The 25,576-nt window shown below is 71.8% G+C and carries 19 protein-coding genes and 2 pseudogenes; 8 read left to right on the top strand and 13 right to left on the bottom strand.

Annotated elements, in window-relative coordinates; translation table 11 throughout:
- Nucleotides 1-244, bottom strand: a pseudogene (locus GWK61_RS33735) (transcriptional regulator); the annotation flags it as partial.
- Between the two features lie 131 nt (nucleotides 245-375).
- Here GWK61_RS33735 and GWK61_RS33730 point away from each other — a divergent pair.
- Together GWK61_RS33730 and GWK61_RS33725 are read left to right on the top strand one after the other, a co-directional pair.
- Nucleotides 376-894, top strand: coding sequence for a tetratricopeptide repeat protein (locus tag GWK61_RS33730; protein ID WP_194915744.1), 519 nt, complete (start codon nucleotides 376-378; stop codon nucleotides 892-894).
- 21 nt (nucleotides 895-915) lie between these two features.
- Nucleotides 916-1,947 (top strand): glycoside hydrolase family 130 protein, encoded by a 1,032-nt coding sequence (locus GWK61_RS33725; RefSeq protein ID WP_194915743.1) that lies wholly within the window; start codon nucleotides 916-918, stop codon nucleotides 1,945-1,947.
- Nucleotides 1,948-2,023: 76 nt separating this feature from the next.
- On the opposite strand, the gene GWK61_RS33720 is transcribed toward GWK61_RS33725, so the two are convergent.
- The 6 genes from GWK61_RS33720 to GWK61_RS33695 form a co-directional block, all read right to left on the bottom strand.
- A complete protein-coding gene (locus GWK61_RS33720; RefSeq protein WP_194915742.1) occupies nucleotides 2,024-3,487 on the bottom strand; it encodes an acyl-CoA carboxylase subunit beta in 1,464 nt (487 codons plus the stop codon).
- A gap of 19 nt (nucleotides 3,488-3,506) precedes the next feature.
- A complete protein-coding gene (gene fabF, locus GWK61_RS33715; protein ID WP_194915741.1) occupies nucleotides 3,507-4,751 on the bottom strand; it encodes a beta-ketoacyl-ACP synthase II in 1,245 nt (414 codons plus the stop codon).
- Between the two features lie 102 nt (nucleotides 4,752-4,853).
- Nucleotides 4,854-5,102: an acyl carrier protein gene (locus GWK61_RS33710; RefSeq protein WP_194915740.1), complete on the bottom strand. Its 249-nt coding sequence runs from the start codon at nucleotides 5,100-5,102 to the stop codon at nucleotides 4,854-4,856.
- An 88-nt stretch (nucleotides 5,103-5,190) separates the two neighbouring features.
- Nucleotides 5,191-6,201, bottom strand: a complete 1,011-nt coding sequence (locus GWK61_RS33705; RefSeq protein ID WP_194915739.1) for a ketoacyl-ACP synthase III — start codon at nucleotides 6,199-6,201, stop codon at nucleotides 5,191-5,193.
- A gap of 32 nt (nucleotides 6,202-6,233) precedes the next feature.
- The gene (locus tag GWK61_RS33700) at nucleotides 6,234-7,427 is read right to left on the bottom strand and encodes an acyltransferase domain-containing protein (RefSeq protein WP_194915738.1); all 1,194 of its coding nucleotides are present in this window, start codon (nucleotides 7,425-7,427) and stop codon (nucleotides 6,234-6,236) included.
- 80 nt (nucleotides 7,428-7,507) lie between these two features.
- Nucleotides 7,508-8,731, bottom strand: a complete 1,224-nt coding sequence (locus tag GWK61_RS33695) for a PucR family transcriptional regulator (protein ID WP_194915737.1) — start codon at nucleotides 8,729-8,731, stop codon at nucleotides 7,508-7,510.
- A 299-nt stretch (nucleotides 8,732-9,030) separates the two neighbouring features.
- On the opposite strand from GWK61_RS33695, the gene GWK61_RS59965 reads away from it, so the two are divergent.
- Complete coding sequence (locus GWK61_RS59965; protein WP_194915736.1) at nucleotides 9,031-10,521, top strand: Rossmann-fold NAD(P)-binding domain-containing protein; 1,491 nt, start codon at nucleotides 9,031-9,033, stop codon at nucleotides 10,519-10,521.
- Between the two features lie 26 nt (nucleotides 10,522-10,547).
- Here the strand turns inward: GWK61_RS59965 and GWK61_RS33685 are convergent, their stop codons facing one another.
- The 3 genes from GWK61_RS33685 to GWK61_RS33675 all read right to left on the bottom strand — a co-directional run bounded on the left by GWK61_RS33685 (nucleotide 10,548) and on the right by GWK61_RS33675 (nucleotide 15,120).
- Nucleotides 10,548-11,384, bottom strand: a complete 837-nt coding sequence (locus GWK61_RS33685) for an SDR family NAD(P)-dependent oxidoreductase (protein WP_194915735.1) — start codon at nucleotides 11,382-11,384, stop codon at nucleotides 10,548-10,550.
- Nucleotides 11,385-11,507: 123 nt separating this feature from the next.
- Entirely contained in the window at nucleotides 11,508-13,541 is a 2,034-nt protein-coding gene (locus GWK61_RS59960; protein WP_323747874.1) for a peptidoglycan-binding protein, read from the bottom strand.
- A 304-nt stretch (nucleotides 13,542-13,845) separates the two neighbouring features.
- Complete coding sequence (locus GWK61_RS33675) at nucleotides 13,846-15,120, bottom strand: peptidoglycan-binding domain-containing protein (RefSeq protein ID WP_194915733.1); 1,275 nt, start codon at nucleotides 15,118-15,120, stop codon at nucleotides 13,846-13,848.
- Nucleotides 15,121-15,331: 211 nt separating this feature from the next.
- Between GWK61_RS33675 and GWK61_RS33670 the strand changes: the two genes are divergently transcribed.
- From GWK61_RS33670 to leuS, 3 genes are all read left to right on the top strand, one after another.
- Nucleotides 15,332-17,224, top strand: a complete 1,893-nt coding sequence (locus GWK61_RS33670; RefSeq protein ID WP_228563377.1) for a phosphatidylglycerol lysyltransferase domain-containing protein — start codon at nucleotides 15,332-15,334, stop codon at nucleotides 17,222-17,224.
- 86 nt (nucleotides 17,225-17,310) lie between these two features.
- Nucleotides 17,311-18,003 (top strand): lysoplasmalogenase, encoded by a 693-nt coding sequence (locus tag GWK61_RS33665; RefSeq protein WP_194915732.1) that lies wholly within the window; start codon nucleotides 17,311-17,313, stop codon nucleotides 18,001-18,003.
- Between the two features lie 200 nt (nucleotides 18,004-18,203).
- The gene (gene leuS / locus GWK61_RS33660; RefSeq protein WP_194915731.1) at nucleotides 18,204-21,083 is read left to right on the top strand and encodes a leucine--tRNA ligase; all 2,880 of its coding nucleotides are present in this window, start codon (nucleotides 18,204-18,206) and stop codon (nucleotides 21,081-21,083) included.
- Between the two features lie 93 nt (nucleotides 21,084-21,176).
- On the opposite strand, the gene GWK61_RS33655 is transcribed toward leuS, so the two are convergent.
- Nucleotides 21,177-22,445: an MFS transporter gene (locus GWK61_RS33655; RefSeq protein ID WP_194915730.1), complete on the bottom strand. Its 1,269-nt coding sequence runs from the start codon at nucleotides 22,443-22,445 to the stop codon at nucleotides 21,177-21,179.
- A gap of 131 nt (nucleotides 22,446-22,576) precedes the next feature.
- Between GWK61_RS33655 and GWK61_RS33650 the strand changes: the two genes are divergently transcribed.
- Entirely contained in the window at nucleotides 22,577-23,503 is a 927-nt protein-coding gene (locus tag GWK61_RS33650; protein ID WP_194915729.1) for a LysR family transcriptional regulator, read from the top strand.
- Between the two features lie 14 nt (nucleotides 23,504-23,517).
- Here GWK61_RS33650 and GWK61_RS33645 read toward each other — a convergent pair whose 3' ends face one another.
- Nucleotides 23,518-24,369: a DegV family protein gene (locus tag GWK61_RS33645; RefSeq protein WP_194915728.1), complete on the bottom strand. Its 852-nt coding sequence runs from the start codon at nucleotides 24,367-24,369 to the stop codon at nucleotides 23,518-23,520.
- A 122-nt stretch (nucleotides 24,370-24,491) separates the two neighbouring features.
- Here GWK61_RS33645 and GWK61_RS33640 point away from each other — a divergent pair, with 122 nt between their 5' ends.
- Nucleotides 24,492-24,902, top strand: coding sequence for a RidA family protein (locus tag GWK61_RS33640; RefSeq protein ID WP_194915727.1), 411 nt, complete (start codon nucleotides 24,492-24,494; stop codon nucleotides 24,900-24,902).
- Between the two features lie 257 nt (nucleotides 24,903-25,159).
- On the opposite strand, the pseudogene GWK61_RS33635 reads toward GWK61_RS33640, so the two are convergent.
- Nucleotides 25,160-25,576, bottom strand: a pseudogene (locus GWK61_RS33635) (hypothetical protein); the annotation flags it as partial.

The following is a 25,576-nucleotide window of genomic DNA, read 5'->3' as shown; positions in this document are numbered from 1 at the left end:
TCGTCAAAGCGTTCTGCGGTGCGAGGAAGTCGGGGGTGTAGCCGCGGCGGGGTTGCAGCAGGACGATCGGGTCCAGGCCGAGGCCCGGCAGGGCCGGGCGCACGCTTTCCAGCCAGCGGCCGTGCGCGCCGGGGCCTTGCGAGCCGGTCGCGTCGCGGATGGCGGACAGCGTCTCGAAGGCCGGCGAGACGGCGAACCGGCACCGGGCCAGGTCGGCGGGGCCGAAACCGAGGCTGATGGGCATCCGGCTCCCTCCCTCGGGCTGTCAGCGCGGACTGCGTCTTTCGGCGGTGGCCGAAAGAGTATCCATGATCCTAGCGCTCCGGCACGATCTTCCTCGCACCGCAGAACGCTTTGACGAAACGGAGAACGATCATGACCGACGCCCTGAAGACCGACGCCCTGAAAACCGACGTCAACCGCCAGGTCGCCGCACTGTTCGCAGCCATCGACGATTACCAGGAAGAGGCATTCATCGCGCAGGTAGACGCGCTCGCCGCCGAACTGCCCGAGGGCGACGCCGACGGCATCTTCCACCGCGCGTCTGCCCGGGACAGCTGGGGTCACTCCGACCTTGCGGTGCCGCTGTACGCGCAGGCGCTGGAGATTGGGGGGCTGACCGGGGAGAACCGGCGGCGCGCCGTGATCCAGATGTCCAGCTCGCTGCGGAACGTCGGCCGCGTCGAGGACGCTCTGGCCACGCTGCTGAAGGAGAAGGAGACCGGCGGCGAGGACCATCTGTCCGACGCGCTGGACTGCACGATCGCGCTGTGCCTGGCCACGCTGGGCCGCGAGCGCGAGGGGCTGTCGCTGGTGCTGGTCGCGCTGGCCAAGCACCTGCCGCGTTACAACCGGTCGATGGCGAACTATGGCAGGGTCCTGCTTGAGGGCTAGCTTCTACGGCAGGATGACTGCATGTTGATGAAGCGTCATCCCGCGAACCCGATCCTGCGGCGCAACCCCGACCAGCCCTGGGAGGCCGGCTCGGTACTCAACGGCACGGTCGTGCGGGGCGCGGACGGCGTCGTCCACATGCTGTACCGCGCGACCAACGGGGTCGAGTTCAGCACCGCGGGGCAGTACGTCTCCTCGATCGGGATCGCGGACAGCACCGACGGCGTGCACTTCGTCCGGCGCCCCGAGCCGCTGATCGCCCCGGACCGGCCCTACGAGCACGGCCTGGGCTGCGAGGACCCGCGCGTGGTGTACCTCGGCGGCGAGTACTACATCTACTACACGGCCGTCGAGGGCACGCCGCCGGACATCAAGGTGCGCATCGCGCTGGCGACGACGCCGGACCTGCGCGCCGAGACCGTCACCAAGCACGGCGTCGTCGGTCCGCACGGCGCGCCGTCGAAGGCCGCGACGTTGTTCCCCGAGCCGGTCGACGGCAAGTACCTCTGGTTCTTCACCTGGTGCTCCGACACGCCCGGCGCGGCGATCATCCACACCGTCTTCGACGACCTGGACGCGGTCAAGAACCCGCCCCCGGGCCAGGTCGCCGCCGCGATCGACAACTACGACGACACCGCGGTCCTGATCCCCGGCGACCGCGCGGAGCTGGCGAAGAAGCGGGTCCGCCGCGGCCCGGAACTCGGCGCCCCGCCGATCCGCACCGACGCCGGCTGGCTGTTCTTCTACTGCAACTCCGACAGCGAGGAGGAGCCGGAGTGGCAGATCAGCGTCGCGCTGCTGGACCTGGCCGAGCCGTGGCGGGTGATCGCGCGCACGCCCGCGCCGCTGCTGACCCCGCAGACTGAGGCGGAGCTGACCGGGGTGGTGAACCGGGTGACGTTCCCGTCCGGCGCGCTGGTCATCGACGGGACGGTGTATTTGTATTACGGCAGCGGGGACCAGGGGATCTGCCTGGCGACGTGCGAGCTCGACGCGCTGCTGGAGCATCTGACGTCTTTCCCGGTGAAGGAAGACGGTCCCTGCGTGGGCTGAGGCCGAACTCCCCGACAGACGAATCAGCCCTCGACGTGGTGCCGAAGCACTTCGTCGAGGGCTGACCCAACACCGGCTACAGCGGAATGTTCCCGTGCTGCCCGCGCACCAGCACACCCCCGCCGATCCCGCCCGGCGCGGCGGCGATCGCCGCCGCAATTGCGCTGCGTGAGACGCCCGGCTCCACGACCTCGTCGACCACGCCGATCTCGATGGCGCGCTGGACGCCGCCGGAGACCTTCTCGTGCTCGGCCGCGAGTTCCTGCTCAAGCTGCGGGCGGATGTCCTCGGAGACCTCCGCGAGCTTGCGGCGGTGGATGATGCGGACGGCCGCCACCGCGCCCATGACGGCGACCTCGGCGGTCGGCCAGGCGAAGACCTTCGTGGCTCCCAGGGCTCGGGAGTTCATCGCGATGTAGGCGCCGCCGTAGGTCTTGCGGGTCACCAGGGTGACGCGCGGGACCACGCACTCGGCGAACGCGTGCAGGAGCTTCGCGCCGCGGCGGACCACGCCGTCCCACTCCTGGCCGACGCCCGGCAGGTAGCCGGGGACGTCCACCAGCACGATCAGCGGGACGCCGAAGGCGTCGCACATGCGGACGAAGCGGGCCGCCTTCTCTGCTGACGACGAGTCCAGGCAGCCGCCCAGGCGCAGCGGGTTGTTCGCGATGACGCCGACCGTGCGGCCGCCGAAGCGGCCCAGGGCCGTCACCACGTTCGGGGCCCACTTCGGGTGCAGCTCCACGCCGGCCTTGTCGAACACCGCGTTCACCAGCGGGTGGACGTCGTAGGCACGCTTCGGGGAGGCCGGGAGCAGGTGCGCCAGGTCGCGGTCCTCGACCGCGGCGGCGTCCAGCGTGCCCTGGTCGCCCAGCAGCGCGGCCAGCTTGCGGGCGTTGGAGAACGCCGTGTCGTCGGTGTCGCAGACCACGTGCACCACGCCGGAGCGCCGGCCGTGCGGCTCCGGGCCGCCCAGGCGCAGCGCGTCCACGTCCTCGCCGGTGACCGAGCGGACCACGTCCGGGCCGGTGACGAAGATCCGGCCGGCCGGGCCCAGGATCACGATGTCGGTCAGCGCCGGGCCGTAGGCCGCGCCGCCGGCCGCCGGGCCCAGGACCACGGAGATCTGCGGGATCTTGCCGCTGGCGCGGGTCATGGCCGCGAAGACCAGGCCCACCGCGTGCAGCGAGGCCACGCCCTCCTGCAGGCGGGCGCCGGAGGAGTGGAAGAGCGCGACGATCGGGCAGCCGTCGGCCAGGGCGCGCTCGTAGGCGGTCAGGATCACCTGGCAGCCGGTGGCGCCCATGGCGCCGGCCTGGATGGTGGCGTCCGAGGCGTAGGCCACGGTGGGACAGCCGTCGATCAGGCCGACGGCGGCCAGGAAGCCGGAGTCGTCGACCGGGGTCAGCAGCTCGGTGCTGCCGGCGTCGAACAGCCGCTCCAGGCGCTTGACCGGGTTGCGCGGGTCGTCCTCGCGCGAGGGCTTGGCGGAGGCCGGCGCCGGGATGGCCGGCGCGGCCTTGGTGTCGGTGACAGTCATGTCGGTGCCTTCAGTCCCCTCAGACGGACCGGAAAGCCACGACCACGTTGTGCCCCCCGAACCCGAAGGAGTCGTTCAGCGCCGCGATCTGGCCCTCGGGCAGCGCCCGCGGCTTGTCGCGGACGATGTCCAGCGTGACCTCGGGGTCCAAGGTCTCGATGTTGATCGTCGGCGGGGCCTGGCGGTGGTACAGGGCCAGGACCGTGGCCACCGACTCGATGGCGCCGGTGCCGCCGAGCAGGTGCCCGTGCATCGACTTGGTGGCCGAGACCGCGACGTCCTCGGCGGCCGAGCCCAGGATCTTGCGGAAGGCCATGATCTCGGCGAGGTCGCCGCGCGGGGTGCTGGTGGCGTGCGCGTTCAGGTGCTTGACGTCGCTCGCCGACATGTCGGCGTCCTCCAGCGCGAAGGCCAGCGCCTCGGCGACGCCGCGGCCGTCCGGCTCGGGCTGGGCGATGTCGTGGGAGTCCGCGGAGAAGCCGACGCCGGCGGCCTCGGCGTAGACCCGGGCGCCGCGCGCGGCGGCGTGCTCGGCCGACTCCAGGACCAGGATGCCGCAGCCCTCGCCGAGCACGAAGCCGTCGCGGCTGACGTCGAAGGGCCGGGAGGCGTGCTGCGGGTCGTCGTTGCGCTTGGACATCGCCATCATGTTGGCGAAGGCCGCGATCGGCAGCGGGTGGATGGCCGCCTCGGTGCCGCCGGCCAGCACCACGTCGGCGCGGCCGGAGCGGATCATCTCGATGGCGTGGCCGACGGCCTCGGCGCCGGTGGCGCAGGCCGACACCGGCGCGTGCACGCCGGCGCGGGCGTCGAACTCCAGGCCGACGTAGGCCGCCGGGGAGTTCGGCATGAGCATGGGGACGGTGCGCGGGCCGACCGAGCGCGGGCCCTTGGCGAGCAGGTCGTCGTAGGCGCTCAGCAGCGTGGTGACGCCGCCGATGCCGGAGCCGACCATCACGCCGAGGCGGTTCGGCTCGGCGGACTTGCCCTCGAAGCCGGCGTCCTTCCAGGCCTCGCGGGCCGCGATCACGGCGAACTGCGCCGAGCGGTCCAGCCGGCGCATCTCCACCGGCTTCAGGTGGGCCGACGGCTCCACCGCGACGCGCGCGGCGAACCGGACCGGCAGCTGCTCGGCCCACTCCTCGGTCAGGTTGCGCACCCCGGAGCGTCCGGCCAGCAGCCCGTCCCAGAACGAGGCGGCGTCTCCGCCGAGCGGCGTGGTCGCACCGACACCGGTGACGACGACAGACTTGCGAGCAGTCACGAGCCTTACCTTCTATCTGGAAGTTCCACGGGTTCTGCCGGCCGGACGGCCGTAGTGCGGGGTGTTACGGGTCCTGCGTCACAAACAGGTCCAGCCGGTGGCTCAGGCCTGGTTCTTCTGGATGTAGCCGACCGCGTCGCCGACCGTGGACAGGTCCTTGACGGCGTCGTCCGGGATCTTCACGCCGAACTTCTCCTCGGCGGCCACGACGACCTCGACCATGGTCAGCGAGTCGACGTCCAGGTCGCCGGTGAAGGACTTGTCCATCTCGACGTCGGCCTTGTCCACGCCCGCGACTTCTTCGACGATCTCGGCGAGGTCCGCGAGGATCTCTTCCTGGGTCAGAGCCATTGTGTGGCGCTCCTTCGTTGGTTTTCTCTGTTGGGTGGATCCCGGATCCGCGTTTCCGCGGGCCCGGGGTGAATCTAACGGCTCACAGCTAGGGGAGCGTAACGACCTGCGCCGCGTACACCAGACCCGCCCCGAACCCGATGAGCAGGGCCAGGCCGCCGTGCGGTGCGCTGCCTTCCGAGAGCATGCGGTCCATGGCCATCGGGATGGTGGCCGCGGAGTTGTTGCCGTACTCGGCGATGGTGCGCGCGACCGGCACGTGCTCGGGCAGGTCCAGGACCTTCACCAGCCGGTCGGTGATGCGCATGTTGGCCTGGTGCGGGATGAACGCGTCCAGGTCGCCGGAGGTGATGCCGGCCTCGGCCAGCGCCTTCAGCGAGACCTCGGCCATCTGGTAGGAGGCCCAGCGGAAGACCGCCTGGCCTTCCATCTGCAGGAACGGGCCGCGCACCTCTCCGCCGTCCTCGCCCTCCTCCGGAGCCTCGTTCCAGGCGAAGGTCTGGGTGATGGTGCCGTACTTGTCGCCCTCCGAACCCCACACCACCGGGCCGATCCCGGGGGTGTCGGAGGGGCCTATCACCACCGCGCCGGCGCCGTCGCCGAAGATGAAGGCGGTGCCGCGGTCGTGGATGTCGGTCAGGTCCGAGAGCCGCTCCACGCCGATCACCAGCACGTACTCGGCGCTGCCGGCCTTGACCATGTCCGAGGCCTGAGCCACGCCGTAGGAGAAGCCCGCGCAGCCGGCGGAGATGTCGTACGCCGCGCCGTTGGTGCCCAGCCGGTCGGCGACCAGGCAGGCCAGCGCCGGGGTCTGGTGGAAGTGCGAGACCGTGGAGACGATGATCGCGCCGAGCTGGTCGCCGGCGATCCCGGCGGCGGCCAGCGCCTTGCCGGCGGCCTCGACCGACATCTCCAGGACGGTCTCCTCCGGCGTGGCCCAGCGGCGCTCGGTGATGCCCGAGCGCGTCCGGATCCACTCGTCGGAGGAATCGATCCAGGTGATCACCTCGTCGTTGGTGACGACCCGGCTCGGGACGTAGCTGCCGACACCCATGATGCGGGTGTGCGCCGCGCCCTGCTTCTCCCTGATGGTTGCCATGATCGGATCCCCTTTACCGAGTGTCGGGCCGGCTAGACGTACGAGCCGGTCGGGTGGACGCGCAGCAGCGGCTGCCCCGGCGCGACCGGGTCCCCGTCTTCCACGAGCCACTCGAGGAGCTCGCCCTCGTGTCGCACCGTGATCTCGTGCTCGTCACCGCGGCCGGCGACGGTCGCCACCGCGGTGTCCCGCTCCAGCTTGTCGCCGGCCTCGAAGGCGCCCCGGCGCACCGTCCCGCCGTGCGGGGCGATGACCAGGCGCCAGGTCGGAGCCGTGTCCAGCGAGTCGGCGCCGGCGGACTCGCCGTGCTCGGCGACGAAGGCGCGCGCGGCGTCCAGGTCGTCCGGCGTCTTCAGCGCGAAGGTCTGCACGCCCTTCAGCGCGCGCTTGGCCAGACCCGTCAGGGTCCCGGCCGGCGGCACCTCGAGGATGCCGGTTACCCCGAGTTCGCCGAAGGTATCCATGCACAGGTCCCAACGCACCGGGTTGGAGACCTGGGCGACCAGGCGGCGCAGGACCTCGCGGCCGTCGTGCACGACCGCGCCGTCGGCGTTGGACACCAGCCGGGTGCGCGGGTCGCGCGTGGTGATGCCCTTGGCCAGCCGGGAGAGTTGCTCCACGGCCGAGCCCATGTGCTGGGTGTGGAAGGCGCCGGCCACGCTCAGCGGACGCAGCCGGGCCCCGTCCGGGCCGTCGTCCCCGAACCGTGCCAGGTCCTCCAGCGTGCCGGCGGCCACGATCTGGCCGGCCCCGTTGGTGTTCGCCGGGATCAGGTTGTGCTCGGCGATCTTGGCCAGCACCACCTCGCGGTCGCCGCCGAGCACGGCGGTCATGCCGGTCGGGGTGACCGCGGCGGCCTGCGCCATCAGCCGGCCGCGCTCGCGGACGAACACCATGGCGGCCTCGGCGGTGATCACGCCGGTGCCGGCGGCTGCGGCGATTTCACCGACGGAGTGGCCGCCGGCCGCGCCGATCATCTTGAAGGCGTCGGCCGGGTGCGGGAACAGCGCCAGCGCCGAGGCGATGCCGGAGGCGACCAGCAGCGGCTGCGCGATCGCGGTGTCCTTGATGGCCTCGGCGTCGGCCTCGGTCCCGTAGTGCACGAGATCCAGCCCGGCCACGGCCGACCACCAGGTCAGCCGGTCGGCGAAACCTGGAACCTCCAGCCAAGGGGTGAGGAATCCGGGGGACTGGGCACCCTGGCCCGGCGCGACGAGTACTAGCACGTGATTCACTCTCGTTCGTCAACCGCCGGATTGCCTTTAGCGGGGCGGACGAAGATCATGGTCTGGATCTTGGAGGGTTCCTACAAAGCGTTCGACGGTCCAGCCAACCTTCCCAAGGCCAGCGCCATATGGAGGGTGAACGCGGCGCGCGGTTGCGCGGGATTGAGGCCTGTGAGTTCGCTCACCCTTTTGAGCCGGTAGCGCACGGTGTTGGGGTGTACGAACAGCATTCGGGCGGCGCTTTCCAGCGACGCGGCTTGTTCTAGATACACCGAAACGGTTTCGAGCAACGCCGCGCCCGCGGACTCCAGCGGCCGATAGACCTCAGCCACCAGTTGAGCCTTCGCGGCCTCGTCGCCGGCCAGGGCGCGTTCCGGAAGGAGTTCGGCGGCCAGCACCGGACGCGGCGCGTCGGGCCAGGCGCCCGCCGCCCGCACCGCGGACAGGGCGGCTTGGGCGGAAATGCCCGCAGACAGGAGGTCTTCGACAACCGGACCGATCACCAGCGGCCCCGGCCCGAACTCGTTGGCCAGCGCGCGGGTCGCGGTCAGCGGATCGTCGGCGCCGCCGATGATCACCACCAGCCGGTCCGACTGCACGCCGGTGAGCACGGTCAGCCGGGCCCGGCGCGCGGCGCGGTGCACGGCGTCGGCGACCAGGGCGGTGTGCTGCCGGACGTTCTCCCGGCCGCCGAGCGGCTCCGGGGTGGTGCCGACCACGACCACCAGGCCCGATGCGCTGTCCCAGCCCAGGGCTGCGGCACGGGAGCGGACGGTGTCGTCCAGCACGTCGCCGCGCATCAGCTCGTCGACGACCAGCGCCTCCAGCCGCGCGTCCCACGCTCCGCGCAGTTCCGCGGCCTGCGCGTAGACCTGCGCGGCGGCGAAGGCGATCTCGCGGGAGTAGCGCAGCATGCCCTCGCGCAGGGCGGCCTGCTCGGCCGGGCCCTGTGCGATCTGGCCGATGCCCTCCTCGACCACTTCTATGGTCGTGCGGACGAGTTCGACGGTCTGGCGCAGGGTCACCGAGCGGGTCAGCTCGCGCGGGGCGGTGCCGAAGACGTCCGCGCTGATCGCGGTGCGGTCCTGCGGGTTGCGGAACCACTCCACGAAGGCCGCGATACCGGCCTGCACGACCAGGCCGATCCAGGAGCGGTTGTCCGGGGGCATGGCCCGGTACCAGGCCAGCCGCTCCTCCATCCGCTGGATCGCCACTCCGGCCAGTGAGCCGATCGACTTCTCCAGACGCCGGACCGCGGCCGCCCGTTGGGCGGGGGTCAGGTCGTCAGCGGTGCCGGTGGTCATCTCCTCATTCTCGCTCACGGAATGGGACGGCCGTGTCCATGTCCGCGCACAGTCCTGGACAAGCAGGAATCATCGGCCATGTCGGGGGTGTCGTGTCGGGCTCGCGTGTGACGCGACGCACAGGTGGACGGGGGTTGTGCGCGGGGTGTCAGCGAGTCATCCGTGCGTCTCAGTGTGCTTGTGGAGCGCAGCGACTCCATGACGGGTGGTGGTGGGAGACGGGTGGGCGTATGCATGACTAGTCGCGGTCGAGCGCGTCGTGAAACGGTCATTCCTCAGCAATCTGGTATACGTGGGCTGTGAAGGACACGCACCACCGGGGTCCCGCGACCGCGATCACCGAGCTCCAGGGCACCGCCGAGCAGGGTCGGCTGGTGCTGGCCGAGGTGCTGGACCGGATCGAGGCGGCGTTCCCGGCCGCGGCGCGGCGGCACCGGCTCGGGCCGGGCGCGTGGCTGGTCCCGCTCGGCGTCGGCGGGGACGGCAGCATGCTGATCGCGATGGCGCCGGCCTGCCGGCCGCGGGACCGGGGGAACGCGCAGCTGGTGTTGTCCGCGACGCTGCTGGGCCGTGCGGAGATCGGTGAGGCGGACGCGGCGAGGGCGCTGGGGTGTCTGGAGGGCGTGCCGTTCACCGAGTTCGAGACCGACGCGTTCGCCGAGCAGCTGCCGTTGCTGGCCGGGCTGGCGGAGCGGATGACGGACAAGCCGCTCGGGGAGTGCGGGGTGGTGCTGGTCGGGCACCTGCTGTCGGACCTCGTGGTGCAGGCACAGACGCTGATCGCGCTCGGGGCGCGACCGGAGGCGATGACGGTGCTGAACAAGGAGTACCCGCACAAGCTGCGGTCGCGGGTTGAGGCGCACCTGGCCGGGCTCGGGATCGCGGTGCTGCCGGTGTCGGAGGCCGAGACCGGGCTGCGGCTGCACGCGGCGCGGGTCTGCGAGCCGAGCGTGGTGGTCGACGACGGCGGGCAGGTGCTGCCGACGGTGATGCGGCACGCGCCGGAGCTGGTGTCGAGTTTTCGGGGGCTGGTCGAGCAGTCGTCGGCGGGTATCGAAGAGCTCGAAGTCGCGGTGCCTGTGCCGGTCTTCAGCGTCGCGGAGAGCACTGTGAAGCGCGGGATCGAGGCGCATTGGATCGCCGAGACCGTGGTGCGCTCTATTCGCGAACTGATTCCGGACAAGGGCTTCGACGGTGCGCAGGCGCTGGTCATCGGGTATGGCATCGTCGGGGAAAAAGTGGCGGCGGTGCTGCGGACGCAGCGGATGCGGGTCGCCGTATATGACACCGAGTGGCGGCGGCTCGTCGCTGCGCACGAGGCCGGGTACCTCACGGCGCCAGATCTGTCGGCGCTGCTGGACGGCCACCGGCCGACGCTGATCGTGTCCTCGACCGGCCGAACCGGGCTCGGCGGCGAGGATCTGGACTTTCTGCCCGGGGACTGCTTCGTGGCGAGCGTGTCGGGGCGGGCCTCCGAGATCGACCTGCCGGGCCTGACCGAGCGTGCCGAGCGGATCGAGGAGGTGCCGCGGGTGGGGGTGCGGTACGTGCTGCCGAACGGGTCGGTCACGGTCCTCGCCGACGGGCTGCCGGTGAACCTCTCGCGCGGCGACCGGGTGCCGGCGCGGCAGTCGGACTTGACGATGGCGGCGGCGGTGTGGGGCGCGTGCGCGCTGGCCCGGCCGGAGCATGAGTTCGCGGCCGGGTACGACGCGGCGTGGACCGACGCGTCGATCGCCGAGAGCGGGCTGGTGGAACGGTATTACCAGCTCTACGGTCCGGATCGCTGAGGTCTGATTCGCCGGAGTCTGATGCGCTACTGCGCGAGGTAGCCGCCGTCGACGGGCAGCACGACGCCGGTGACGAACGATGCGGCGTCCGAGGCCAGGAAGGCGATGACGTCGGCGACCTCCGAGGGCTCGCCGAGGCGGCCCATCGGGTGCAGGGCGGAGACCGTTTCGAGGTACTCCGGGCCGCCGGGCTCGTCGCGCAGCGCGAGGACGCGCTCGGTGCGGATGGTGCCGGGGGCGACGGCGTTGACGCGGATGCCGTGTGCGGCCCACTCGACGGCGAGGTGCTTGGTCAGGCCGGTGGCGACGAACTTCGCCGGTCCGTAGGCCGCCTGCCGGGGCTGGCCGGCCATGCCGGAGATGGAGGAGACGCAGACGATCGCGCCGCGGGCGTTGCCGGTGCCGGGCCTGCCGTTGCTGCTGCCCTCGTTACCGTTGCTGCGGCCGCCGCGACCGTCACCACCGTCACCACCGTCGAGCATCGCGGCGATGGCGTGCTTGCAGGTGAGGAACATGCCCTTGCCGTCCACCGCCATGACCGCGTCCCAGTCCTGCTCGGAGGTCTCCAGGACGTCCGACAGCGGGATGATGCCGGCGTTGGCCACGGCGACGTCGAGGCGGCCGTACGAGTCCAGCGCGGCCCCGACCATGGCGCGCACGTCGGCGTCGCGGGTGACGTCGCCGGTCACCGCGACCGCGGTCAGGCCCTCGGCCGCGAGGTCGGACGCCAGGGATTCCAGCCCTGCGGCGTCGATGTCGGATGCGACCAGGCGTGCGCCCTCGCGGGCGAACTTGAGCGCGGTGGCGCGTCCGATGCCGCTCGCGGCGCCGGTGACGAGGCAGGACTTGCCGGTGAGGATCATGGTTTTGTCATCGGCCGATGGCTCGCGGACTTGAGCGCCCTGGACTGCTTTCGAAGGCCGCGCCGGGGGTTTCCCGGTCCCGGCGCGACCTTTCGGCGGTTTGTCAGTGTGTTCCGATGAGTCTCAGTGTGCTGCCAGCGTGTTGATCGCCACGGCCGTGGTCGGGCCGCACACGCCGCGCGGGTCCGCCGTGATGTTGAGCAGGTTCTGGACGTAGGCGACGGCCTCGGTGGTGCGGGTGTCGTAGACCCCGGTCACCGGGACCCACGTCGGGGTGCCCAGGCGGTCCAGGAGCGTCTGCAGGGTCGAGACGTCCGGACCGGTGTCGCCGGCCTGCAGCGTGCCCGCGCTGGGGGAGATCTGCGGGGTGCTGCTCGACGCGCTCGGGGTCGGCGTCGGGGTGGGGGTCGGCGTGGTCGTCGGACCGGTCGGCGTCGGGCCGGTCGGGCTCGTCGTCGGCGTGGTCGGCGTCGTCGGGCCCGACGGGGTCTGGGGCAGCGTCGGGGTCGGCGGCGTCGGCGTGGTGACCGGCGACGTCGGCGTGGTGGTCGGGGCGCCCGGCGTGGTGGGCGTCGTGCTCACCGGGGTGCTCGGCGCGCCCGGCGTGCTCGGCGGCGGGTTCGAGGTCTGGACCGGGCCGTTCGACGGCAGCCCGGGCCCGGAACCGCCGGGGGAGCTCGGCACCGACGGCGTCGAGGTCGCCTTGGTCGACGTGCTCGGCGGCGCGGTGTGGCCGCCGGGCGCGGTGGTGATCGGCTGACCGGGGTTCGGCGCGGTCGGCGCGCCGGAGCCGGACGCGGTCGCGTCCAGCGGCGAGGTCGCCGGATCCGAGCTGGCCCCGGAGGCGCCGGGGGTCGAGCCGTCGCCGGAGGGCGCGTTGCTCAGGTCGGTGGTGACGGCCGAGCCGTTGTTCCCCGACGCCATGTCCACGCTGGACCCGGGCGCCCCGGAGCTGACGGCGTGCACCAGCCCGAGCGCCCCGCCGCTGGCCGCGAGCACCGCAGCGATCGGCACGGCGGCCCGGAACGCGGGACGCCGCGGGCCCCGGTGCCGGCCGCCGGAGTTGCCGCGGTCGAAGGGGGGCAGGCCGTCGCCGCCGTCATCGCCACCGTCGCCGCCGAACCCGGAACCACCGAAACCGGGGCCGCCGGTGGAGGGCAGCAACGCGGTCTCGTTGACCGGCCGCCGAACCAGATCACGCCCGATGGCGTGGTCGGACAGGCGCGTGACCTCGCCACGGCTCTCGGGCGCGCGGCCGTCGGCGCCGGGTATTCGACCCTCGCCGGTCGGCCGGAACCACTCGGCCTCGGCACGGCGCGCGGGCGCCGGAGTCCGCAGGTCGCGGGTGAGGCCCTCGGCACGCTGAGCGGCCGGCGCCACCGACTGCCGCTGGGGCAGGGCACCCTGGCCGCCGGGTGCCGGAGGCTGCGGGGCGCTCGGGCGCGGCTGGAACGAAGGGTGCTGCGCGCCGGGACCCGCGGGGCGGGGCTGGAACGACGGATGCTGCGCGCCGGGAGCTGCCGGGCGCGGCTGGAAGGAAGGATGCTGCTGCGGCGGGGTACTCGGTCGCGGCTGGAACGACGGGTGCTGGCCGGTCGGCGCAGCGGGCTGCGGCGTGCTGGGCCGGGGCTGGAACGAAGGGTGCTGGCCGGTCGGCGCGGCGGGCTGCGGTGCATCCGGGCGCGACTGGAATGAAGGATGCTGCCCAGGCGGCACGTTCGACCGAGGCTGGAACGCCTGGAAGGAAGGGTGCTGCGGGCCGGGTGCCGCCGGTCGCGGCTGGAACGAAGGCTGCTGCCTTGCCCCACCCTGCGGCGTTCCCGGCTGCTGCCTGCGACCAGCCTGACCGCCCTGACCACCGCGCGGCGCACCCTGCTGGCCGAAACCGGCCTGCGCCCCCGGCTGTCCGGCCCCCGGCTGCCCCGCCCCCGGAACCCACGAGGGGTCCGGCACCCGGCGCTGCGTCATCGGCAGGTTCGCGTCGGTGCGCGGCGCGTCGCCGGCGTTCCCGGCGTTCCCGGCGTTCCCGGCGTTCCCGGCGTTCCCGGCGTTCCCGGCGTTCCCGGCGTTCCCGGCGTTCCCGGCGTTCCAGTCCTGGTCGAGCATCGAGCGTTTTTGTCTGGGGGCCGGGCGACGGCCGCCGTTCGTCTCCGCCACGCTGAACTCCTCCGTTCGCGGGCCGGATCCGGGTGGCGCCGGCGCCGGCTTCGGTGCGCTCTCGCGGGGATCGGTGCGGGTCTCGGGGTCGCGGCGGAACAAGTCCGCTTCGCGCTGTGACCGCACCGGTATCCGGGGTAAGTCGGGCTCCAAAGGCTGCTGCGGTGCGGACATCTCTGCCTCCGTAACGTCCTTCGTGGTGTGGCGCGACTCTGGGCGATCACCGACGCTATCACTCTGATGTTCGTCGGGGGGTGTGAATCAGGCTATAGGCCGGTACCGGCCCATGCCTGTCCGCTCACGCTCAGTTGCCTACGGCGGATTGCAATGCCTTGTCGGTCGCCGCTCCGTAGGTTCCGTAGGCGTCGGGCGGGCTCGTACCTGGGTTGGCGTCCTGGAAGTTCTGGACCGCGGACGTCGTGTCGCCGTTCCACGTCCCGGTGACCTTGAGCCACCAGTCGCCGGACTTCTTGAGGTTCTGTTGAAGTTGCGAGACCGCCGGGCCGCTGGATCCGGGGCCGAGGACCGTGAACGCCGGCGAGGCGGAGCTCGTCGCCGGCGGCGGTGCCGGGACGGTGGTGCTGGGCGGTGTCGACGGCGCGCTGCTCGGCCGCGACGTCATCTGCGAGCTGCTCGGCGTGGAAGGGTGCGACGAACTCGGCGTCTTCGACGGCGTCTTCGAGCTGTGCGACGTCGAGGGCGTGCTCCCGCTCGTCGACGCCGAGCCGGAGTCGGTCGGCGATCCGGTCGGCGACGGCGTGCCGGGCGCGGACGTGGCGCTGTCCGACGGCGTCCCCGGGGCGGCGCCGGCCGCGCCGTTCGCGGTGCTGGACCCGGCTGCTGCAGGGCCCGCCGACGGCTGCCCCGATCCGCCGCCGAGCACGCTGTACGCCGCCACCCCGACCACCGCCACGCCGGCCAGGAGCGCGCCGATCTTCAGCGCGCGCGGCGGCCGGTTCCCGCCGCGGTGCCGGCCCCAGTCGGTGTCGTCGTGGAAGTGCCCGTGCTCGCCGGGCGCCGCGTTCTCGTGGTCCGGGTAGTGGTCCGGGTGGTGGTCCGGATAGTGATCCGGGTGGCCGCCGTGCTCGTCGTAGCCGTCGTCGGCCGGCACGGCCAGGATCGGCATCGTCGTGGTCAGGTCGCTCATCGGCACGTCCGGCTCCGGATACGGGGCCGGATTCTGCGGCGGGGCGTTCCGGGCCACCGCGCGCGGCGGCGGCATCGGCGTCGAGAGCAGCCCGGGGACCTGGTGCGGGTCGGCGTCGCGCGGCGGGCGCGGGCCGGGGACGCCCTGGCCCCCCGGACGCGAGCCGTCGGGCCCGGGCCCGGGGCCCGGCCCGTTCTGCCGGCCGCGGCCGTTCGGCTGCTGCCGCGCGTTCGGTTGCTGCTGCCGGCTGTTCTGCCGCCCTTGTCCTTGTCCGCCGCCCGGTGCGCCCTGCCGGGGCCGTCCGCCGGAGGAAGCCCGCACGAACGGGCGCACCATCGTCGGGTCGTCCTCGACGAAGTCCTCGGGTGGGCGCGACGACTGGTTCCCAGCGCGGCCGCGTCCAGGCTGCCGCCGTCCGGGTTGTTGCTCCATCGGGTAAGCCCCCAACGTCCGTCCGCCAGTGATCGCTCTACTACCGCCCCACCCGCGGTGACCCGGAGAGTACCAGTAAATTCCAGCGCCGCTCCGGCAATGGCGCGTCCCCGTGCGCGTCGCCCACGGCACTCCAGGATGAACCCGGACGTTGAGTAGATTGGACGGCTATCAGCTTCGAAACCATACACAGCCGGAGGTAAGGGTTCGGATGACGGAGACCGCGACGACGAGCCGCGTGCAGCGTTTCCGCGCCCGGATCCCGATGCTGCTGGTCTGGTACTGCCGGATCGTGGCGCTGGCCTCGATCCTGTCCGCGCTCTCGCCGCGGACCAACGAGCGCATCGACCGGCTGCCGGACTACATCCTGTTCAGCCTGGGGTTCCTGCTCGGCGTGCCCTCGATCGGCTTCGGCGTGCTGATTCTGATGCTCGGTGCGGCCGTGCGCCGCCGCAAGCGGATCGCCTGGTGGCTGCTGATGGTGCTGGGCCTGTTCGTCGGGCCGCTGGGCTGGCTGGCGATCAGCGCTCTGCTCTACGACGTCACCTCCTCGGACCTGCAGCCGCTGGCGCCGCTGATCGTCGCCTTCGTGGTCCAGGCGCTGTTCATCGGACTGGTGGTCTGGTCCCGCAAGCAGTTCTACGCCGTCTTCGACGCCGCCAACTTCCGGCTGGCGCTGGTCGTGCTCGGCGTGTCGCTGGCGCTCTCGACGGTGCTCGGCGTCACGCTGGTCGCCTGGAACGACGCCAACCCCTCCACCGACCTCGGCGACCAGGCGCTCTATACGCTGAAAGCGGGCATGGCCGGCACCGGCATCTGGTGGTACGACACCGCCGTCGAGGTGCCGCACTGGGTCGACGTCACGGTCAACCTGATCGGCTCCCTGATGATCCTGGCGGTGGCCTGGGCGCTGTTCCAGCCGCGCCGTGGTACCTACCGGCACCTGCCCGAGGACGACGACCGGCTGCGCACCCTGCTGGACAAGTTCGGCGACCAGGACTCTCTGGGCTATTTCAACCTGCGCCGGGACAAGGCGGTGATGTGGTCCCCGACCGGCAAGGCGGCGATCGCCTACCGGCCGGTCGGCGGGGTGTCGCTGGCCTCCGGCGACCCGATCGGGGACGTCGAGGCCTGGCCGGGCGCGATCGAGGCCTGGCTGGCCGAGGCCCGGCAGCACGCCTGGGTGCCGGCCGTCATGGGCGCCTCGGAGGAGGGTGGCAAGGTCCTGACCCGGTTCGGCCTGGACGCCGTCGAACTCGGCGACGAGGCGGTGGTCGAGGTCGACGAGTTCACCCTGGAGGGCCGCGCGATGCGCGTGGTCCGGCAGGCGTACAACCGGGTCGAGCGCGCCGGCTACCGCACCCGCATCCGCCGGCACGCCGAGATCCCGGCCGACGAGATGGCTCGCCTGGTGCGCAGGGCGGACGATTGGCGCGACGGCAGCGTCGAGCGCGGCTTCTCGATGGCGCTGGGCCGGCTCGGCGACCCGGCCGACGGCCAGTGCGTGATGGTCGAGTGCCTGGACGGCGAGGGGACGCTGCGCGCGCTGCTGTCCTTCGTGCCGTGGGGGACGAAGGGACTGTCGCTGGACCTGATGCGCCGCGAGCGCGGGACCGAGAACGGCCTGGTCGAGTTCATGGTGATCGACCTGATCAAGGCCGGCCCGGACCACAAGGTGGAGCGGGTCTCGCTGAACTTCGCGATGTTCCGCAGCATCTTCGAGCGGGCCGGCCGGATCGGCGCCGGGCCGTTCCTGCGGCTGGCGCGGGTCGTGCTGTCGGTGTTCTCGCGCTGGTGGCAGCTGGAGTCGCTGTACCGGGCGAACATGAAGTACCGGCCGGTTTGGGAGCCGCGGTACCTGTGCTTCCCGAAGGCCCGGGACCTGGCGCGGATCGCGATCGCGGCGGGGCGGGCCGAGGGGTTCCTGGCGTTCCCGACGCCGCGGTTCCTGCGGCTGCGGCGGGAGCCGGAGCTGGCGGCGGTTCCGGCGGTTCCGGTGGCTCTGGCAGCCCAGGCCACCCCGGTCGCTCCTGCGGCTGCCGAGGCGGAGGTGCCCCCGGCTCCCGCAGCGGCTCCGGAGCTGGAGAAGCCGCACGGAGACTGAACATTTGAGCGTCGTACATATATACAAGGAGGGCTTTCGCGACGAGGGCTGCTGACATCGAAGCTACCGAGTAGTAGCTTTCCGCTGTGCCCCTGACGCTGACGCTGCTGACCCTCGTGGTCGCCCTCGCCGACTGGACCGCCGTGTCGCGGCGCGCCATGGACCCGGCGTCGGTGGGGGCGCGCCGTGCGGAGTACGTCGCCAAGCCGCTGACCATGGTCGTTCTGATCGCCGCGGCCCTGGCCATCGCTCATGCGCAGCACGCCCCGGCGTACCTCGTGGTGACCATGGTCGCGGCCCTGGTCCTGAGCCTGGTCGGGGACGTCTTCCTGATGCTGCCCGAGGACTCCGCGTCGGCCGACCGGAACTTCGTGGTCGGCCTGGGCGCCTTCCTGCTCGCGCACGTCGCGTACATCGCGGCCTTCGTCCGCCTGCACGCGCACGGCGGCTACGCGATCTCCTTCGTGCTCACCGGCCTGGTCCTGGCCGGCGCTCTGTTCGCGACCGTCGGCCTGCGGGTCCGGAGCGCGGCGGCCGAGGAAGACGCGGCCCTGGCCGTGCCGGTCTTCGCCTACGTCACCGTCATCTCGTTGCTGGTGGTCGGGGCCTGGTGGACCGGTGACCTGCGCGTCATCCCGGGTGCGCTGCTGTTCGCCGTCTCCGACGCGATGATCGGCTGGACGCGTTTCGTGCGCAAGGACTGGGAGCTGGACGTCCCCATCATCGTCACGTACCACCTGGCGCAGATCCTGCTGGTCCTGGGCCTGGTCCGCAGGTAGGGCGGATATCCCGGGGACGTCGCTGGTACCCTTGGGGTATGCGGGCTGTGACGCTGCTTCTTATGTCGCCGCGCTGAAACAGGACGGAGCCGTTCGACGCTCCGGTCAGCGCGGCCCCCCTCCATGCGCGAGGGGCTTTTTCATTTCCAGCACAGACCTTAATGATTCTGACCAGACGTATCCCGAGGACTGAGACGACAATGAGCGAGCAGACCGACACACAGCCCAAGCCTGCTAGCGACGACCCGAAGTTCCGGTACACGGCCTCGGTGGCGGCCGACATCGAGCCGAAGTGGCAGGAGTACTGGGCCGGGCACCACACCTTCGAGGTGCCGGACCACCCGGCCGACACCGCGGAGCCCAAAGCCTACATCCTGGACATGTTCCCGTACCCCTCCGGCGCCGGCCTGCACGTCGGCCACCCGCTGGGCTACATCGCCACCGACGTGCTGGGCCGGTACAAGATGATGACCGGCCACAAGGTGCTGCACACGATCGGCTTCGACGCCTTCGGCCTGGCCGCCGAGCAGTACGCGGTCGAGCACGGCATCCACCCGCGGATCAGCACCGAGCGCAACATCGCCCGGTACAAGGAGCAGATCCGCCGCATCGGCTTCGGCCACGACACCCGGCGCGGGGTGTCGACCATCGACGTGTCCTTCTACAAGTGGACGCAGTGGATCTTCCTGCAGATCTTCAACTCCTGGTACGACGACCAGGCCGACAAGGCCCGGCCGATCAGCCTGCTGATCTCGCAGTTCGCCGACGGCGCCCGCCGCACCCCCGACGGCCGCGCGTGGAGCGCGCTGTCCGCGCAGGAGCAGGCGACGATCATCGACTCCCACCGCCTGGCCTACATCGCCGAGGCGCCGGTGAACTGGTGCCCGGGCCTGGGCACCGTGCTGTCCAACGAGGAGGTCACCGCGGACGGCCGCTCCGAGCGCGGCAACTTCCCGGTGTTCAAGCGCAACCTGCGCCAGTGGATGATGCGCATCACCAAGTACGGCGACCGGCTGCTGGCCGACCTGGACCGGCTGGACTGGCCGGAGCCGATCAAGCTGCAGCAGCGGAACTGGATCGGACGCTCCGAGGGCGCGCGCGTGCACTTCGGCGTGACCGCCGTCGACGGCTCCCAGAAGACCATCGAGATCTTCACGACCCGCCCCGACACGCTGTTCGGCGCCACGTACATGGTGCTGGCTCCGGAGCACGAGCTGGTGGACTCCTTCGTCGCCAAGGAGTGGCCGGCCGGCACCCGCGAGAAGTGGACCGGCGGGCACGCCACCCCGGCCGAGGCGGTCGCCGCCTACCGCGCCGCCGCCGCGGCCAAGACCGAGGTCGAGCGGCAGACCGAGGGCCGGCAGAAGACCGGCGTGTTCACCGGCACGTTCGCGGTGAACCCGGTCGACGGCGAGGGCGTGCCGGTGTTCATCGCCGACTACGTGCTGATGGGCTACGGCACCGGCGCCATCATGGCGGTGCCCGCGCACGACCAGCGCGACTTCGAGTTCGCGCGGGCCTTCGACCTGCCGATGCGGATCGTGGTGGCGCCGCCGGCGGACTGGCCGGAGGACGTCGCGGACTGGACCGAGTCCTACGACTCCAAGAGTGCGCAGATCACGAACTCCGCCAACGACGAGGTGTCGCTGGAGGGGCTGCCGGTCCCGGCGGCGATCCGGGCGATCACCGAGTGGCTGCAGGGCAAGGGCATCGGCGAGGGCACCGTCACCTACCGGCTGCGCGACTGGCTGTTCTCGCGGCAGCGGTACTGGGGTGAGCCGTTCCCGATCGTCTACGCGGCCGACGGCCCGGAGGCCGGGATCGCCCGCGCGCTGCCGGAGTCGATGCTGCCGCTGGAGCTGCCGGAGGTGGAGGACTTCTCGCCGAAGACCTTCGAGGCCGGCGACGTCACCAGCGCCCCGGAGCCGCCGCTGGCGCGCGCCGCCGAGTGGGTGAACGTCACCCTGGACCTGGGCGACGGCCCGCGGCAGTACCACCGTGAGACCAACACCATGCCGCAGTGGGCCGGGTCGTGCTGGTACTACCTGCGCTACCTGTCGCCGACCGACGACACCCGCTTCGTCGACGCCGCGGCCGAGAAGTACTGGATGGGGCCGCAGGACGACGAGGACACCGGCGGCGTGGACCTGTACGTCGGCGGTGCCGAGCACGCGGTGCTGCACCTGCTGTACGCGCGCTTCTGGCACAAGGTGCTGTTCGACCTGGGCCAGGTGACCAGCGCCGAGCCGTTCCGCAAGCTGTACAACCAGGGCATGATCCAGGGCGCGTCGTACACCGACGCCCGCGAGATCTACGTCCCGGCCGACGAGGTCGAGGAGCGCGAGGGCGCGTTCTTCTACCAGGGCGAGCAGGTCACCCAGCACTTCGGCAAGATCGGCAAGTCGCTGAAGAACGTCATCTCCCCGGACGACATGATCGACGAGTACAGCGCCGACACCCTGCGCATCTACGAGATGTCGATGGGCCCGCTGGACATGTCGAAGCCCTGGGACACCCGCGCCTCGATCGGCAGCTTCCGCTTCCTGCAGCGGCTGTGGCGCAACGTCATCGACGAGGAGACCGGCGAGGTCACGGTCGTCGACGCCGAGCCCGACGAGGCGATGCTGCGCGCGATGCACAAGACCATCGACGGCGCCCGCGCCGACATGGAGGGCATGCGCTTCAACACCGCGATCAGCAAACTGATCGAGCTGAACAACCACCTGACGCGCCTGTCCGAGGTCCCGCGCCCGGCGGCCGAGGCCCTGGTGGTGCTGACGGCCCCCTTCGCCCCGCACATCGCCGAGGAACTGTGGTCCCGCCTGGGCCACGACGGCTCGGTGGCGCGCGCGGTGTACCCGGTCGCGGACCCGGCGTACCTGGTCGACGAGACGGTGACGTGCGTGGTGCAGGTCGCCGGCAAGGTGAAGGACCGTCTGGAGGTGCCCCCGGGCATCGACCAGGACGCGCTGCGCGACCTGGCGCTGGCCTCGGAAGGCGTGCAGCGCGCGCTGGAGGGGCGCGGGGTGCGGACGGTTATCGTGCGGGCGCCGAAGCTGGTGAATGTGGTGCCTGCGTAGGGTTTTTGGCTAGCGGCTTGGCGGCCCGGTGCTGATCGCTTCGGCGGTCGGCACCGGGCCTTGTCTTTTGCGGCGCTCGGGGCGATTGGTTGGTCAGCTCGCAGAATCGGCGACAGCCGCGGCCCCAAGCACTCCAGTCCGCGAACCGCGCGGCAGCAGTAGCGGCGTTGCCAACAGCAGTGCTCCCGCCAGGCCGAGCCCGAATCGCGGGCTGGTCGCCGCCGCAAGTACTCCCCACAGCGCGGTGGCCGTCGCGATACTGATCTTGTTCGTAATCGACCACGCGGACAGCACCCGCGTGACATTCGCGCTCCCGGCATTCTCCAACCGATGCGTGGCCAGCACCGGGTTGTACACCCCCGATGTGGTGATCACTCCCGCCTCCATCGCGATTACCAGCAGCAGCCCCCACGTCCCCGACCCGACGAACGCCAGCCCGACCGGCCACAGCGCCCGCACCGCGCCGGCCGTGCGCAGCACCGCCGGTCGGCCGTAGCGCGCGACCAGCTGCGGGCTCAGGCGCGAGCCCAGCAGTCCGCCGAGGCAGGGGATCGCGAACGCCAGCCCGAACTCGAACGGCGAGAACCCGAGCCGCCCCAGCATCAGCACCGCGAGCAGCGGCGACTGTGCCATGATCAGGGCATTGACAGCGGCGCTGTTGAAGTACAGCGGCCGCAGCGCCGGGCTCCTCAGGATGTGGCGCCAGCCCTCGACGAGGTCGCGAACGCGCAGCCCGGCGGCGCCGTCCCGCTTCGGCGGATCGGCCTCCCCGCCCCCGATCGCGCGGATCCCGAGCGCCGAAAGCAGATAGCTCACCGCGTCCGCGACCACCGTCACCACCGGCCCGAACAGCGCGATCGCCGCCCCGCCCAGCGGCATCCCGAGGACTGTCGCCGTCCACTGCGTGGACTCGAACCGGCCGTTGGCGACCAGCAAATCGTTCCGCGCGACCAGCGTCCGCAGATGCGCGCCGCCGGCCGCGGTGAACGTCAGGTCCGCAGCCCCGGTCACGATCGACACTACGAGCAACTGCGCGAACGTCAGCACCCCGAAGGCGTACGCGAGCGGGATCGTCAGCAGCGTGAAGAAGCGCACCAGGTCCATGCCGATCATCACCGGCCGCTTCCGCCGAAACTCCACCCACGGCCCGAGCGGCAGCGCGACCAGCGCCCCGGCCGCCGTCCCCGCCGCCGATAGTGCAGCGACCTCCGCGGGCCCGGAATGCAGCACCCTGATGAGGATCAACGAGAAGGCGTTGAACGCCAACCAGGTCCCCAGTGTGCTGACCGCGTACGCCGACCAGAGCCAGTTGAACTGACGCCCCAGGTTCCGTCGCACCTTCGGTTTCGATCCGTCCGCCATGCCCGCACGCTCCCGGGAATCCACAACCTACCGCTGACTCCCGGCATCCAATCGGCCGCGAGAAACCCAGGTCAAACAACTAAGAGGACCGCTGAACACAACCCTTGGTTGTGTGACTAGGCTGACCCGCCATGGACCTCGAAGCCGTGCGCACCTTTCTCATGGCCGCCCAGACCGGACGCTTCCAGGACGCCGCGACCGAGCTCGCCGTCACCCAGCAGGCGGTGTCCAAGCGGATCGCCGCGCTGGAGAAGGAACTCGCGGTCCGCCTGTTCACCCGGTCGGCGCGCGGCGCCCAGCTCACCATCGACGGCCAGGCGTTCCTGCCGCATGCCAGAGCCCTGATGCAGGCCGAGGCGAAGGCGCTCGCCTCGGTGCGGCCGGAGCGGCGCGCGCTGCGGGTGGACGTCCTCGCCAAGCGCAGCGGGATGTCGGCGCTGCTGCGCGGTTTCCACGAGGCGCGGCCGGAGGTCGAGCTCGACGTCGTCACGCTGGTCGACATCGGCCAGGCGCTGGACGCGGTGCGCAGCGGGGAGATCGACGCGACGTTCCGGTACGTCGCGGACGTGTACGCCCTGCCGCCCGGCGTGGAGTCCGCCCGCGTCTTCGACGACCGGCTGGACCTGCTGGTCGGCCCCCGGCATCCGTTGGCCGGCGCGCGCACGGTGACGCCCGTGCAGCTGGCCGGGCACCGGATCTGGATTCCGGGGATCGTGCCGGACGGCGTCGAGTGGTCCGTCTACTACAAGAAGCTGGCGGCGGAGTTCGGGCTCTCCATCGACGGCATAGGGCCGTTCTTCGGCAGCGACCATCTCATGGACGTCATCGCGGACTCCGTTGACGTCGCCTCGCTGGTCGGGGAGAAGCCGCGCCTGGCCTGGCCCGACGGCCACGACCTGCGGCGGATCCCGGTGGTGGACCCGACGCCGGTGTATCCGCACTCGTTGGTCTGGCGGAGTGACAACCCGCATCCGGTGTTGGCGCTGCTGCGCGGGCACCTGGCGGCGACGGGGCGGCCGGTCGGGGGCGCCGGGTCGTGGGTGCCGGCGGGGGCTTGAGGGCTTGTGGCTCCTCACCGCGGCGAGACCACGACTCCCAGCACCCCCGGCCCCACATGCGCGCCGATGACCGCGCCGACCTCGCACACCGTGACGCCGGTCAGCCCGGGCAGCCGCTCGCGCAGCCGGCCGGCCAGGGCGTCGGCGCGCTCGGCGGCGTCGAGGTGCTGGACGGCGATCTCGACCGAACTGCCGTCGCCGCCGGCCCGCTCGACGGCGATCTCCTCCAGGCGCGCGATGGCCTTGGCGGACGTGCGGACCTTCTCCAGCGGCTCGACGCGGCCGTCAGCCATATGGAGCAACGGCTTCATCGCCAGCGCGGAGCCGAGCAGGGCGCGGGCCGAGCCGATGCGGCCGCCGCGGCGCAGGTACTCCAGGGTGTCGACGTAGAAGAAGGCCGAGGCGGTCGCCGAGCGCTTGGCGGCGACCTCGGCGACGGCGTCCAGGTCGTGCTCGCCGTCCCGGCCGGCCTCGGCGGCGGCCAGCACCGCGAAGCCCAGCGCCATGCCGATGGTGCGGCTGTCCAGCACCCGGACCGGGATCGGCGAGTCCTTCGCGGCCAGCTCGGCGGACTCCAGCGTCGCCGACAGCTCGGCCGAGATGTGCAGCGAGACCACGCCCTCGGCACCCCGCACGGCGGCGGCCCGGTACGCGGCGGCGAAGTCCTCAGGCGAGGGCCGCGAAGTCGTGGCGGTCTCGTGCGAGCGCAACGCCGCCACCAGCAGCGCACCGGTCTCCGGAGCCGCCTCGCTGTGCGGCGCGCCGCGCACGATCACCTCCAGCGGCACCGCGGTGACGCCGAGATCGAACGCCGTCTCCGCGGACAGGCAGGCCGTGGAGTCGGTGACGAGCGCGATGCGGGACATACCGCCGAGGTTATCCGGAGGTGGCGTCCGGGCAAATGGGCGGGAGTCGGAACGAGCGGACGATGCGGCGACCGTCACATAATCACCTGCCTTCGACGCCCCTGGCAACCACAATGCCCACCATGAACGACGACAACCTCACCCTCATCAACCCACCCGGACTGCACCCCACATCCGGCTACGCCCACGTCACCATCAGCCCCGCCGGCCGCACCGCCCACCTGGCCGGCCTGTGCCCCCTCGACGCCGACGAGAAGCTGGTCGGCCCCGACCTGGACGCCCAGATCGACCAACTGGTGGCCAACGCACTCACGATCCTGGCCGCCGCCGGCGCCACCCCCGCCGACGTGGTCCGCTCGGTGATCTACGTGGTCAGCGACCAGAGCACGGTCCTGGCCGCGGCCTGGCACCGGCTCACCGCCTCGGCCCTCGGGCCCGCGTTCCGAACGGCCAGCACGCTGCTGGGGGTCGCGGCGCTGGGGTACGGAGGGCAGCTGGTGGAGGTGGATCTGACGGCGGCGCTGGAGGGCTGAGGCGGCACGACAGGACAAACACGCAACGCGGTCAGCGGGCCCGCTCGCGCGCGCCGAGTCTGCGCCGGAACGCGACGATGCTGCCGGGTGCAGGCTTGCTGGCGCGCGCCGAGCCTGAGCTGTGCTGCGCGATGCCGCAGGGCAGCGAAGCGGTTGCCGGATCCGGCGCAAAGCGAGAGCCCGGCGTGCGAAACGCCGGGCTCAGTGTTCTTTGTGTCGGTGTTCTCTGTCGGGGTCCTCTGTCAGTGTTCGTTGTGTCAGCGTCGTGCGGACCGCCTGACCAGGACGAACCCGCCGGCCACCAGCAGCATCCCGGCCGAGGCGGCACCGGCCAGCATCGGCGTCGACATGCCGGTGAAGGCCAGGCCGTCGTGCTTGACGCAGCTGCCTGACTTGCCCGCCGAACCACAGCATCGGCTGTCGCCTGCCGCCGCGCGTCCTGAGCAGCACCCGCCGTCAGCCCCAGTCCCGCTCAGACACCCGCCGCGCGTCACCGGCACCACCAACCCGACCGGCGCCGGCGGCAGAGGCGCCTTCCCCGGGTCCCCGCTCGCCGGTCCTGGCGGGTCTGCGGGGTCCGGCGGGTCCAGCGGCGGCGGGGGCATGAACACCGGTGCTCGCGGTGGTCGTCCGGAGGCCGGGTCCGGTGCCAGCGGCGCGTGCAGCACCGATAC

It is taken from the genome of Catenulispora rubra, from assembly GCF_015356825.1.
Classification (GTDB): Bacteria; Actinomycetota; Actinomycetes; order Streptomycetales; family Catenulisporaceae; genus Catenulispora; species Catenulispora rubra.
This window is presented reverse-complemented; position numbering and strand designations above follow the sequence as displayed.

Excerpts from the sequence above, each read along its gene's own strand:
- GWK61_RS33730 (WP_194915744.1), top strand. The coding sequence starts at position 376 with ATGACCGACGCCCTGAAGACCGACGCCCTGAAAACCGACGTCAACCGC.
- GWK61_RS33725 (WP_194915743.1), top strand. The coding sequence starts at position 916 with ATGTTGATGAAGCGTCATCCCGCGAACCCGATCCTGCGGCGCAACCCC.
- GWK61_RS33720 (WP_194915742.1), bottom strand. The coding sequence starts at position 3,487 with ATGACTGTCACCGACACCAAGGCCGCGCCGGCCATCCCGGCGCCGGCC.
- GWK61_RS33710 (WP_194915740.1), bottom strand. The coding sequence starts at position 5,102 with ATGGCTCTGACCCAGGAAGAGATCCTCGCGGACCTCGCCGAGATCGTC.
- GWK61_RS33705 (WP_194915739.1), bottom strand. The coding sequence starts at position 6,201 with ATGGCAACCATCAGGGAGAAGCAGGGCGCGGCGCACACCCGCATCATG.
- GWK61_RS33695 (WP_194915737.1), bottom strand. The coding sequence starts at position 8,731 with ATGACCACCGGCACCGCTGACGACCTGACCCCCGCCCAACGGGCGGCC.
- GWK61_RS33685 (WP_194915735.1), bottom strand. The coding sequence starts at position 11,384 with ATGATCCTCACCGGCAAGTCCTGCCTCGTCACCGGCGCCGCGAGCGGC.
- GWK61_RS33675 (WP_194915733.1), bottom strand. The coding sequence starts at position 15,120 with ATGGAGCAACAACCCGGACGGCGGCAGCCTGGACGCGGCCGCGCTGGG.
- GWK61_RS33670 (WP_228563377.1), top strand. The coding sequence starts at position 15,332 with ATGACGGAGACCGCGACGACGAGCCGCGTGCAGCGTTTCCGCGCCCGG.
- leuS (WP_194915731.1), top strand. The coding sequence starts at position 18,204 with ATGAGCGAGCAGACCGACACACAGCCCAAGCCTGCTAGCGACGACCCG.
- GWK61_RS33655 (WP_194915730.1), bottom strand. The coding sequence starts at position 22,445 with ATGGCGGACGGATCGAAACCGAAGGTGCGACGGAACCTGGGGCGTCAG.
- GWK61_RS33650 (WP_194915729.1), top strand. The coding sequence starts at position 22,577 with ATGGACCTCGAAGCCGTGCGCACCTTTCTCATGGCCGCCCAGACCGGA.
- GWK61_RS33645 (WP_194915728.1), bottom strand. The coding sequence starts at position 24,369 with ATGTCCCGCATCGCGCTCGTCACCGACTCCACGGCCTGCCTGTCCGCG.
- GWK61_RS33640 (WP_194915727.1), top strand. The coding sequence starts at position 24,492 with ATGAACGACGACAACCTCACCCTCATCAACCCACCCGGACTGCACCCC.